The organism is Klebsiella sp. I138 (assembly GCF_051131765.1).
Lineage (GTDB): Bacteria > Pseudomonadota > Gammaproteobacteria > Enterobacterales > Enterobacteriaceae > Klebsiella.
The window spans coordinates 1,193,453-1,204,837 of the sequence record NZ_CP180447.1; the positions used below are offsets into that span (position 1 = coordinate 1,193,453).

Sequence of the window (11,385 nt, forward strand, 5' to 3'; positions counted from 1 at the left end):
AATTCTCGCCGTTATTGCTCTGAATTATATTTTCTTGCGCGAGATTTTACTTTTTTAAGTTAAAAAAGTGTTTATCAAAAATTGATTAACTGTGCGGAAAATGTAAATGATATTTTAAAATATAATAGAAATGCGTTAACATGTTTGCACTTATTTCATTGTGCTATGCGATAATTCTATTATGCCTGCAATAAAAAAATCTTTCTTATCTGTGACCGCCCTGGCGATGCTGGTCAGCACCGCGTCTTATGCAAATACTGATGCCGCTAAAAAAACCGATTTCCTGCTGATTGGCGGCGGGATTATGAGCGCCTCCCTTGGCACCTGGCTGCAGGAATTACAGCCGGACTGGAAACAGGTCATGGTCGAGAAGCTGGACGGCGTGGCGTTAGAATCGTCTAACGGCTGGAACAACGCCGGGACCGGCCACTCTGCGAATATGGAGCTGAACTATACTCCGCAGCGCCCGGACGGCTCTATTGATGTTAGCAAAGCGCTGGATATCAACGAACAGTTTATGATCTCCCGTCAGTTCTGGACGGCGCAGGTTAAACGCGGCATTTTGCACGATCCGCACGCTTTTATTAATTCGACTCCGCATATGAGCTTTGTCTGGGGTGATAATGTGGATTATCTGCAAAAGCGTTATACGGCATTGCAGCAAACCACATTATTCCAGGGAATGAAATTCTCCACCGATCATGCCCAAATTAAACAGTGGGCGCCGCTGGTGATGGAAGGGCGCGATCCGCAGCAGAAAGTTGCGGCGACCTGGACGCCGGTAGGTACCGATGTTAACTACGGCGAAATTACCCGTCAGCTGATCGGTAGCCTGAAGAAGAATAATAATTTCACCCTGGAAACTTCTTCCGAAGTCACCGAATTTAAACGCAATGCCGATAATTCATGGCACGTGACGATTAAAAACGTCAATAGCGGTGAAGAGCAGGCGATAGACGCGAAATATGTGTTTATCGGTGCCGGCGGCGGTGCCCTGAAATTACTGCAAAAAACCGGTATTCCGGAAGCCGATAATTATGCGGGCTTCCCGGTTGGCGGCTCCTTCCTGATGACTGAAAACCCGGCGGTGACCAAGCAGCATCTGGAAAAAGTGTACGGCCAGGCCTCCGTTGGCGCTCCGCCGATGTCGGTTCCGCACCTGGATGCCCGTTTCATTGACGGTAAACGCGTGGTGCTGTTTGGGCCATTTGCAACGTTCTCGACGAAATTCCTCAAAAACGGCTCCTTTATGGACCTGCTGAGCACCACCACCACCGATAACGTGCTGCCGATGACCCACGTCGGTCTCGACAACTTCGATCTGGTGAAATATCTGATTAGCCAGGTGATGCTGAACGATGATGATCGTTTCGCCGCGCTGAAAGAGTACTACCCGGACGCGCGCAAAGAGGACTGGAAACTGATCCAGGCCGGCCAGCGCGTACAGATTATCAAGAAAGATGCTGATAAGGGCGGTGTGCTGAAGCTGGGTACCGAAGTGGTGGTCGATCAGCAGAAAACCATCTCCGCACTGCTGGGCGCATCGCCTGGCGCGTCTACCGCGGCACCGATCACCCTTAACGTGATCAAGCAGATGTTCCCGGAACAGTTTGCGTCCCCGGAATGGCAAAGCCGTATTCATGCGATCGTGCCGAGCTACGGCCAGAAGCTGAATGATAATCCTGCGCTGACGCAGCAGGTGTGGGATGACACCGCCGCGACCCTGCAGCTGGAAAAACCACCGGTCATCGACATGAGTAAGACGCAACCCGCCGTGAGCACCGCGAAACCGGCTGAGCCAAAACGTACTGAGTCGCCGCAGCACGATATGGCGCTGTAATCTGACCTCTCGTTCGCCTGAACGAATAAATGCCGGCCGGTGAACAACCGACCGGCATTTTTTTGTCTGGTCGTCGTCGATCACCGCGTCGGTAGCGATGTTGACCTGCACCGTATTGATGAATGCCGTTCATAACCTTGATACGGCTGCGGGGGATTATCCGTTGGCCTTTTCCCGCTAATATAGCCCGCTCTTTACTGCTCTCTCTCCTCGACGGATATCTCACATGACTTTGCCGCACAAACGCGCCGCCAGCGGGCCGCTGTTTATTTTAATTTTAAGCGGGCTGATGGCGTTCACTTCGCTGTCCACCGATATCTATCTGCCTGCCATGCCGGTTATGGCGGCGGAACTGCACGGTGACGCCGAGCTGACCATTACCGGCTTTCTCATTGGGTTTGCCGTGGCGCAGCTTGTCTGGGGGCCAGTCAGCGACCGTCTTGGTCGTCGTACGCCGCTGCTTATCGGGATGGTGCTGTTTATTATCGGATCCGTCGGTTGCGCGCTTTCCACCAGTATTGAGCAGATTATCTTCTGGCGCGTTTTTCAGGCCCTGGGAGCCTGTACCGGACCGATGCTGGCCCGGGCGATGGTGCGCGATCTGTTTGCCCGGACACGCGCCGCACAGATGCTCTCCACGCTGACCATTGTGATGGCCATTGCACCGATTGTCGGGCCGCTGATGGGGGGACAGATGATTAAAATCACCAGCTGGCATGCCATTTTCTGGCTGCTGGTCGCCATCGGTCTGCTGATGCTGGTGGCGCTACGCTGGCTCCCGGAAACGCTGCCGCCGGAACAGCGTCAAAAGGGATCGCCATTGAAGGCTTTCCATCACTATGGACAGCTGCTGCGAAATCACATTTTTATGCGCTATACCCTGAGTCTGACCAGCTATTACATCGCGGCGTATGCTTTTATTACCGGCTCACCGGATGTCTATATTCGCTATTTCGGCGTTGAGCCACAGCATTATGGCTGGTTGTTTGCGGTCAATATCCTCGGTGTGATGGCCATGAGCGTGGTTAACCGCCGCCTGGTGCAGCGCCACGCGCTAGGTGACTTGCTTAAAGCGGCGCTGGTTGTTGCCACGCTGGCGATGGTGACGCTGGCGTTGACGACCAGACTGCATTACGGCGGCATCGTCGGGATCGTCATCTGCGTGTTTCTCTTTTTCTCTATGAACGGCGTGATTGCTGCGACGTCAACGGCGGCAGCCCTGGATGAAGCGGGGGAGTTTGCCGGTTCGGCCTCGGCCTTGATTGGTTCGCTGCAATACGGTAGCGGGATTGTCTCTTCGCTGCTGCTGGCAGGGCTCCATGATGGTACGCCCTGGACGATGGCGTGGATTATGGCCGTCTTTACGCTGCTCAGCCTGCTGCTGGCCTGGACCCCGTCGGCGCCGCTGATGATGAATACACCTCATAGGCTCAAGCCGGTTCAGGTCCCGTCGGGAAACATCACACCTTGCTTGCGCCTCGTTAAAACTTTCGTTGCAGATTACGGTTATACTGGCTTGAATTAACAAGAAAAAAGCGGAAATACCGGGGCAAGCCATGAAAGACGACATTAATCAGGAGATAACCTTCCGCAAACTGGCGGTATTTATGATGTTTATGGCAAAGGGGAATATCGCCAGAACGGCCGAAGCCATGCAGCTTAGCGGGGTGAGCGTCCATCGGGCGCTGCATACGCTCGAAGAAGGCGTAGGCTGCCCGCTGTTTGTGCATAAGGGGCGAAATCTACTGCCGCTGCCGGCGGCATGGACGCTGCTGGAGTACTGTCAGGACGTGACCAGCTTAATGGCGCGCGGGCTGGAGGCGACGCGTAAAGTGGCAGGCGTTGGCCAGGGGCGTCTGCGGATTGGCACGCTCTACTCTCTGACCCTCGAAACGGTTCCGCGCATTATTATGGGCATGAAGCTGCGGCGACCTGAGCTGGAACTGGATCTCACCATGGGCTCCAACCAGATGTTGCTGGATATGCTGGAAGACGACGCCCTCGACGCGATTTTGATTGCCACTAACGAAGGGGAGTTCAGCCAATCGGCCTTTGATGTGGTGCCGCTGTTTGAAGACGATATTTTCCTCGCGGCACCGGCGACGGAAAAGCTCGATACCGCCATGCCTGCCGACCTGCGCGATTATGCCGATCGCAAATTCGTCTCGTTAGCGGAGGGTTTTGCCACCTATGCCGGGTTTCAGGAGGCTTTTCAGGTGGCAGCATTTGAACCCGAAATTGTCACCCGCGTGAATGATATCTTCTCGATGATTAGCCTGGTGCAGGCCGGGGTTGGTTTTGCACTGCTGCCCGGACGTATGAAGAAAGTGTATGAAAACGATGTGCAGCTGTTAAAGCTGGCGGAACCCTATCAGATGCGCCAGCTGATCTCGATTGTCTATTCGCACCATCGGGAGCGTGACGCAGACCTGCTGGCGCTGGCGGCAGAAGGGCGTATGTACGCCCGCAGTCTTAACCGTTAAGCCGACGCACGAGGTGCTGCGCCACTTCAACGCTGTTTCGCTCCATGCAGATAGCCTCGCCCTGCCAGCCCGCGAGGTGCGTCAACCCGGTCAACACGCTGCCGGGCGGCATCTCAATTGCCAGCCGGGCATCGCGCTGATTGGCAGAAACCATCGCGTCCTGCCACTGCACGGTGCGCGCCATATTAAAGGCTAAGTCTTCGGCAATTTTTTGCGGGTCCCACAGCACCCGGCCCGTCGTACCGCTCAGATAAGCATGCAAAGGACGTGACAGTGTCACTGATTTGAAAGCGTTGGCCAGTTCAGCGGCGGGCTTATCCAGCAGTGCGCAGTGCGATGGCACGCTCACCGCCAGCCGGGTGGCCTTGCTGGCCCCGACCTTCAGCGCTTGATGCGCTACCGCAGCCATATCTTCATCCCGCCCGGCAATGACAATCTGCGTTTCGGCATTGAGATTGGCAATAAAGGTACCGCTGCCCGCCAACAGCTTTTCAACCTGATTAAGCTGAAGGCCGACAATGGCCGTCAGGCCGTAGCCGTGAGGATAGGCCTGCTCCATTAAATCACCGCGCAGCGCTACTAACCGCAAGGCATCGTGGAAATCGAGCACCCCGGCAATCACCGCCGCCGGATAAGCACCAATCGACAGGCCGCTGACGATATCGGGGGTGACATCGTGACGCATCAGCTCCCGCGCCCAGGCCACGCCGGCAATCAGCAGACACAGCTGCACCGCGCGGGTGTGGCGTAACGCCTCTGGAGCGTCGAGCTTATCGGTTTCAGCACCGAGCACGGCGCGGACATCGGCGAGAAGTGCAGCGCCGTCGGGCAGGTTTTGCAGCATCCCTGGACGTTGCGTGCCCTGACCGGGAAAGGTAAAGAGGATTTTCATGATGGCTCCCTGTGCCACGGCGTCGCGGTAAGCGCAGGACCGGTGGCGGTTTTCAGCAGAACGCGTCCTTCGCGCAGCCATTCGTTCAGCGCAAATGCGCCGAAGGGCGTTTCAATCTGGGTATCGGCCCGGCACGGTAGCTTCTCAACCTGCGCCTGCCACTGGCGTAGCTCATCGTCGGTCAGCGGCATCGGGGCGCGAATCACTAAATCGAGATCGCTGTCGGCGTGCAAAACCGGAATTTCGGTGGCGAGCGCATAGCCGGTGCTGCCGGTGATGCCCCACAGCCACGGCCATACAAACGTCGTCAGTAAAATAGCCGCCTGAACCGGCGGCTGGGAAACAAACGGGGAGTGCAGCAGCCGTTCGCGTGTCGCGAGCGCTTCGGGCGTCACGATGCGGGAAATCGACTCTGCTTTCACCCATCCGGCGGCGCGCTGCTCGCGTTTCATGCCGCGCACGCCCACCGGAATGTCATTGCTATCATTCGCATCGCGGCGCACCACCACCGGTAGACCGGGGTGCCACTGACGGGCAACCCACGCCTCCTGAACGGTCAGTAAGGCGTCGGCGTTGTTCAGCCACAGTAGGTCGTGCGGGCGCGGGGCGAATGTCATATCAAATACCTGAAGTCAGCGTAATAAACAGCGGTAACGACAGGATACACAGAACGGAGCTTAACAGCAGTACGGCTTCTGCATCCGGCGACTGCACGCCAAAGCGGTTGCCGAACACCACGCCGAAGAAACCGGCAGACAGGGCAATCATCAGAATAGCGGTGATCGCCACCGAGCCGTGCAGGCCGAAGGCCAGAACGATACCCCAGGCGATAAACGGCTGGATCAGCAGCTTGGTGATGGTAGCAATGCCGACCATCGCATTCAGTTTCAGCTTACGGGCGGAGAGGATCACCCCGGTCAGGAACAGCGCGGCGGCGGTAGCAGACAGACCCAGCGGTTTAATTGACGCCAGCAGCAGGTCCGGCATTTTGATACCAATTGCTGACAGGATAACCCCCAGCAGCGGGCCCATGACGATAGGTTTTTTCAGCGAGCGCCACATCAGCACTGGCAGCATCGCGAGGGTGGAACCGCTGTTTTCACCGGCGGCACGGGCTTTTTCGCGCTCAAGGATCAGCAGGCAGAACGGCGTCATCAGCACGGAACCGCAGGCAATGGATACGGCAACGGACAGGGAAGTGGCAGAGCCTTCGCCCAGTACGCTGCCCAGAATCGGCAGGCCGAGTGCGGCATAGTTCGGCAGCGCGACGGTCAGGGTCAGCACCGCGGCATCCTGCGGGGATTTTTTAAACACGCTGGTGGCGAGGAAGTAGATCGCCGCATAGGTTATCCACATTGCCCCGGTCAGCACCACGATCAGCGGTGACTGCGCAACAATGCCCGCCCACGGGGTCTGCACGGTGGCGCTGAACAGCGCGGCGGGCAGAGCAAAGTCCATTACAAAGATATTGAGCAGCGACACATTTTTATTGTCGACCATTCCGGCTTTGCCGGCCCAGAAGCCCAGCAGCATGATGATAAAAATCGGAGCAAGGGCATGAACAATTACGTAAGTCATAGATCACCTGTAGAAGATAAAAAAATTACACTGGCGCGATGGTTATAGTTTTCTAAAAGCGGCGCTCCGTGGGCGCTATGCTGCGCCCGACGGTTGCCGCTTTCGGCAGGTCTTTTTTTACATACTTCTGATGTTGCTCGTTACCAGGCGGCGCGCATCCGTTCGCGAACCAGGACAGAGCTACGGCGATTTTCCGCGCCGAGACGGTTTTTCAACGTAGGATCTTTACGCGCATCCGAAATGGCTTTCTGCACGGTGATTTCCACCCGCGCCAGATCAGCATCTGACGGCGCATCCGGGTTGCTGAGGTTCAGCAGGTCGGAGAGCAGGCCGAGGGTGGCGTAGTTGCTGACGTCATAGGCCATCGGTGGAATGGTTGCCGCCAGTTTTTCCAGCGCTTCAACGGTGCGCAGAGTGATACGCGCGGCGGACGCTTTGCCCATCGCATGCACCAGTACACCTTTATCGTTGATAGCAATCAGGCGGTTTGCCTGGTAGCCGTGCGCCAGAAATGCCCCGGACATTGCTTTGCCGACAATCAGACCGATCACCGGATGGCCCGCCAGGCGTGCCCTGGCATAGGCGCCCGCGGCACCGGCTAGTGCCTGGTGTATGCCGAACGCTTCTTCGCGACGCCCATAGGCCTGGCTTGGGACATCGATCACCGCCACAATCGGGCGCTTCACGTCGTTTTTCGCGTCGGCATCGATGGTTTCATTGACCACTTTTGCCAGCGTCCAGCCTTCCAGCAGACCCACTTCGCCTTTGGCGGCGCGCGGGTAGTGGTTGTTGGCATCCGGTACTACGGCGATAAAACGGACGCTTTCGCCATTCAACTCACCGTCGGCGACCTGTACGGAGGGGCACAGACCGCTCAGGCGCGGCGCATTTGGCGCCAGTTTTTCCAGCCATACGGCCCCACGGCTATTGGACTGAGTCATCATTTCACCTCCCGGGAAAAAAGCTGTTTGATCTGGGCGGTATCCGCCTGCAGGCGGGTATCGAAGTGGGTCAGGCGGGTCAGGTAATCCGCATATTTATCGCTGCGGTGTTGTGCCGGAACGCCTTTGGCAATGGCCTCATTCATCGCAGTTTTCACCGCGTTGATGCCGTCACCGACCAGCGCATCAACCAGCCCGCTGTCGTAACGGATTTCGCCGCCGGTCATGCTCCAGATAAACGGGCGGTCGCGGGAGTCATACTCTTCGATCCCGGCTTCTTGTTCGATGACCTGCGGACCGTTGAGGCCCAGACGCGCTTCGCGGGTGACGATCAGGTAGCTGCACAGGGCGGCGGCGATGGACATCCCACCGAAGCAGCCGACGGTGCCGGCGATAATACCGACCACCGGGGTGTAGCGACGCAGGTCAACGATCGCGGCATGAATGTCCGCGATAGCCGCGAGGCCGAGGTTGGCTTCCTGTAAACGCACGCCGCCGGTTTCGAGGCACAGCACCGCCTGCGTCGGGATGCCGTTGCGGTTGTCTTCTGCCGCCAGTTCGAGCGCGGCCGCCATTTTGGCGCCGGAGACTTCACCCATGCTGCCGCCCTGGAAGGTGCCTTCGATGGCGATGACTACCGCCGACTGACTGTCGATGGTGCCGCGAGCGACCACCATGCCGTCGTCAGACTGCGGTACCACGCCCTGCGGCGCGAGCCACGGGGACATAATGCCTTCGAACGGGTCGAGCAGTTCGCGGTAGCTGCCTTCATCAAGCAGCGCATGGGCGCGTTCACGGGCCCGTAATTCGATAAAGCTGCGGTCGTTACGCATGAGCCACCTCTTCAAAAACCTGTTCGATACGAATGCGCGCCACGCCTGGCGTCGCGCCGAAATCGTGAATAATCAGCGTGCCGGCAGGCAGGCCGTTGATCAGGTTCAGGCGGTCAAACAGCGCGTTCCAGCGGCGAGTGCTGTTGTCCACTGACGTGGTGATATCAATGCTGAGCGTGTCCCCGGCTGCTGCGGTGAACAGCACTTCCATATCACCGGAGCCAACGACGCCTGCCAGGGCTTTACCGTTAAAGGTACGGCTGGCAGGGAATGACAATGTAATGTGTTCCATAACATCCTCTTTAAATTGAGCAAGACGCGGGCGGGCATACCCTGTCGAGAAACAGCGTGGCGGCGAGCAAATCGGCGGCGCCGCCGGGCGAAGCGTTGAGCGCGAGCATCTGCGCGTCGAGTCTGGCGAGCGCTTTGCGGCCCTGAGCCGTGGCGCTGCCGCCCGCAGTCAGCACCGCACGGGCGCCGTGCTGCATGGCTTCGAGGCCGGGCATCCCGGCGCGGGAAAGCACGCAGGTATCGCTGAGCGAGGTCATGACAGCCATCAGCGCGTCGATACGGGCTTCGCTTTCGCAGGCTCCGTTCGCGCGGCTGCGCAGCAGCTGCGGTAGCGCCAGCTTGATCACGTGTGGAAACGCCTGCTGCGCTTCTTCACGCGCGCCGGGCACCCGGTACTGATGCGTGGCTTTCAGCCCTTTGCTGAAGACCTTCGGCGCAGCGGTATCCGGCAGGCAGGCGAGCCGGGCGGCGGCGTCGGCAATCTGCACTGCGCTGGCGTTAGCGCTTAACATCGCGCTCGCGCTGACCAGTAACCCCAGCGCCCAAATTGCCCCGCGATGGGTGTTCACTCCCCCGGTAGCTGCCATCATTTGTTGCTCGCCTTCGCGCCCTAAGCGGCCAACGGCTTCGCGCAGGGCGATGTCGGCCGGGCGCAGCCAGCTCTGCTGAGCCAGTTGCAGAAACGTCGGGGTCAGGCTGTGCGCAGAGCGCTCCATCAGGGCCAGTGACAAATCGTGATGGGCTCCGTTTCCCCGGCTGTCCACCAGACCCGGCTTCGGGCTTAATCGCGCTTCGTCGATCAGGCAGTCGCGGGCGATGAACGCCAGCTTTTCCGCCTGTACCTCGGCATAAGTCTGTGACAGGAGTTTCATTACCAGCTCCGGAATTTCGCTGGTGGGTTGTAAAGACCGTCAGACCATTCCACCAGGTCGGCAACGCTGCCGGCGGCGAGCAGGGAGCGGGTGGCGTCGCTGCGGCGAATACCGATATCTTCCGGATAGACCACTTTGCCGCTGCTGCGCAGTTCGGTGACACGCTTCGCATCGACGCCCAGGCCGATGTCGGTGATCCCGGCGACCGCGGCGACCATTGCCCGACGTTCTTCGAGGCTTTCCGCGCGGTAGAGATAGGCAATACCTTCTTCGGTCAGCACGTGGGTCACGTCATCGCCGTAGATCATCACCGGCGCCAGGGGCATTCCGGAGGCTTTGGCCACCTCAACAGCATCGAGTGTTTCCACAAAGGTGGGTTTCGCGCCGGCCTGGAAGGTTTCGACCATCTGCACCACCAGCTTTTTGCCGCGCTGCATGGGGTCCGGTTCCGTTATCATGTTCAGCCAGGCCGGAGTGGCATGACGACGACCGTGCGGATCATGGCCCATGTTCGGCGCGCCGCCGAAGCCGGAAAGACGACCGCGGGTAACGGTAGAGGAGTTAGCGAGGCCGTCGACTTGCAGGGTAGAACCGATAAACATATCGACCGCGTACTGGCCTGCCAACTGGCAGAAGGCGCGGTTAGAGCGCATGGAGCCGTCGGAGCCGGTGAAGAAGATATCCGGACGAGCGCGGATGTACTCTTCCATCCCCAGTTCGCCGCCGAAGCAGTGCACGCTTTCCACCCAGCCGCTCTCAATTGCCGGGATCAGCGTCGGGTGTGGGTTGAGCGTCCAGTGTTTACAAATTTTGCCTTTCAGGCCGAGCTGTTCGCCATAGGTCGGGAGCAGCAGTTCGATGGCGGCGGTATTAAAACCGATCCCGTGGTTCAGGGACTGCACCTGATGCTCCGCGTAGATGCCTTTAATCGCCATCATCGCCATCAGGATATGTTCCTGCTTAATCAAGCGTGGGTCGCGGGTAAACAGCGGTTCAATAAAGAACGGTTTGTCGGCCACCACCACGTAATCGATCCACGAACCGGGAATATCGACGCGTGGCAAATCGCACTCGTCGTCCACCAGTTCATTGACCTGAGCAATAACAATGCCATCGTGGAAGGCGGCGGCTTCTACCAGCGCCGGGGTATCTTCGGTGCTGGGCCCGGTGTAGAGATTACCTTTGCGGTCGGCTTTGTAACCGGCAATCAGCGCGACGTTCGGCGACAGGTCGACGTACAGGCGGGAGTAAAGTTCGATGTAGGTATGAATCGCGCCAATTTCCAGCAGACCATCTTCCAGCAGCTGCGAAATTCGCAGGCTTTGGGTGCCGGAGAACGAGAAGTCGAGCTTATGGGCTATCCCTTTTTCAAATAGATCCAGATGCTCACTGCGCCCGACGCTGGGCATGATCATGTGCAGGTCGTGGATTTTTTGCGGGTTAACTTCCGCAAGCATGCGGGAGAGAAAATCGGCCTGTTTCTGGTTATTACCTTCAAGAACCACGCGGTCGCCGGGCGCAAGCAGGTGCTCCAGGGCATCGACCAACTGGTCGGTAGGGATAACCTTACCGGAGACGTTAGCGGCAGCCAGTCGCCGCTGCTTTTCCGTACGGCGGCGGTTCCACACGCGTCCCGTCGTTTGTTCGGCATTCAT

At 58.2% G+C, this 11,385-nt stretch carries 11 protein-coding genes; 3 read left to right on the forward strand and 8 right to left on the reverse strand.

The window, feature by feature from the left end:
• Positions 1 to 226: 226 nt before the first annotated feature.
• The 3 genes from mqo to ACMYSK_RS05520 all read left to right on the forward strand — a co-directional run bounded on the left by mqo (position 227) and on the right by ACMYSK_RS05520 (position 4,323).
• On the forward strand, positions 227 to 1,840 hold the full coding sequence (mqo, locus tag ACMYSK_RS05510) for a malate dehydrogenase (quinone) (protein ID WP_434643882.1): 1,614 nt from the start codon (positions 227 to 229) through the stop codon (positions 1,838 to 1,840).
• Between the two features lie 226 nt (positions 1,841 to 2,066).
• Positions 2,067 to 3,365 carry a multidrug effflux MFS transporter gene (locus ACMYSK_RS05515; RefSeq protein WP_434640871.1) on the forward strand — a complete coding sequence of 433 codons (1,299 nt, stop codon included), beginning with the start codon at positions 2,067 to 2,069 and terminating at the stop codon, positions 3,363 to 3,365.
• A 31-nt stretch (positions 3,366 to 3,396) separates the two neighbouring features.
• Positions 3,397 to 4,323, forward strand: a complete 927-nt coding sequence (locus ACMYSK_RS05520; protein WP_434640873.1) for a LysR family transcriptional regulator — start codon at positions 3,397 to 3,399, stop codon at positions 4,321 to 4,323.
• On the opposite strand, the gene mdcH is transcribed toward ACMYSK_RS05520, so the two are convergent.
• The 8 genes from mdcH to mdcA all read right to left on the reverse strand — a co-directional run bounded on the left by mdcH (position 4,313) and on the right by mdcA (position 11,385).
• Positions 4,313 to 5,215 carry a malonate decarboxylase subunit epsilon gene (mdcH, locus tag ACMYSK_RS05525; protein ID WP_434640875.1) on the reverse strand — a complete coding sequence of 301 codons (903 nt, stop codon included), beginning with the start codon at positions 5,213 to 5,215 and terminating at the stop codon, positions 4,313 to 4,315. The genes ACMYSK_RS05520 and mdcH overlap by 11 nt on opposite strands.
• Complete coding sequence (locus tag ACMYSK_RS05530; protein WP_434640877.1) at positions 5,212 to 5,832, reverse strand: malonate decarboxylase holo-ACP synthase; 621 nt, start codon at positions 5,830 to 5,832, stop codon at positions 5,212 to 5,214. Before ACMYSK_RS05530 ends, mdcH begins: the two co-directional genes overlap by 4 nt.
• A 1-nt stretch (position 5,833) precedes the next feature.
• Entirely contained in the window at positions 5,834 to 6,793 is a 960-nt protein-coding gene (locus tag ACMYSK_RS05535; protein ID WP_434640879.1) for an AEC family transporter, read from the reverse strand.
• Positions 6,794 to 6,933: 140 nt separating this feature from the next.
• On the reverse strand, positions 6,934 to 7,734 hold the full coding sequence (gene mdcE, locus ACMYSK_RS05540) for a biotin-independent malonate decarboxylase subunit gamma (RefSeq protein ID WP_434643885.1): 801 nt from the start codon (positions 7,732 to 7,734) through the stop codon (positions 6,934 to 6,936).
• Positions 7,734 to 8,567 (reverse strand): biotin-independent malonate decarboxylase subunit beta, encoded by an 834-nt coding sequence (locus tag ACMYSK_RS05545; protein ID WP_434640881.1) that lies wholly within the window; start codon positions 8,565 to 8,567, stop codon positions 7,734 to 7,736. Before ACMYSK_RS05545 ends, mdcE begins: the two co-directional genes overlap by 1 nt.
• Positions 8,560 to 8,859: a malonate decarboxylase acyl carrier protein gene (mdcC, locus tag ACMYSK_RS05550; RefSeq protein WP_434640883.1), complete on the reverse strand. Its 300-nt coding sequence runs from the start codon at positions 8,857 to 8,859 to the stop codon at positions 8,560 to 8,562. Before mdcC ends, ACMYSK_RS05545 begins: the two co-directional genes overlap by 8 nt.
• A gap of 10 nt (positions 8,860 to 8,869) precedes the next feature.
• Positions 8,870 to 9,730 carry a triphosphoribosyl-dephospho-CoA synthase gene (locus tag ACMYSK_RS05555; RefSeq protein WP_434640885.1) on the reverse strand — a complete coding sequence of 287 codons (861 nt, stop codon included), beginning with the start codon at positions 9,728 to 9,730 and terminating at the stop codon, positions 8,870 to 8,872.
• Entirely contained in the window at positions 9,730 to 11,385 is a 1,656-nt protein-coding gene (gene mdcA, locus ACMYSK_RS05560) for a malonate decarboxylase subunit alpha (RefSeq protein ID WP_434640887.1), read from the reverse strand. Before mdcA ends, ACMYSK_RS05555 begins: the two co-directional genes overlap by 1 nt.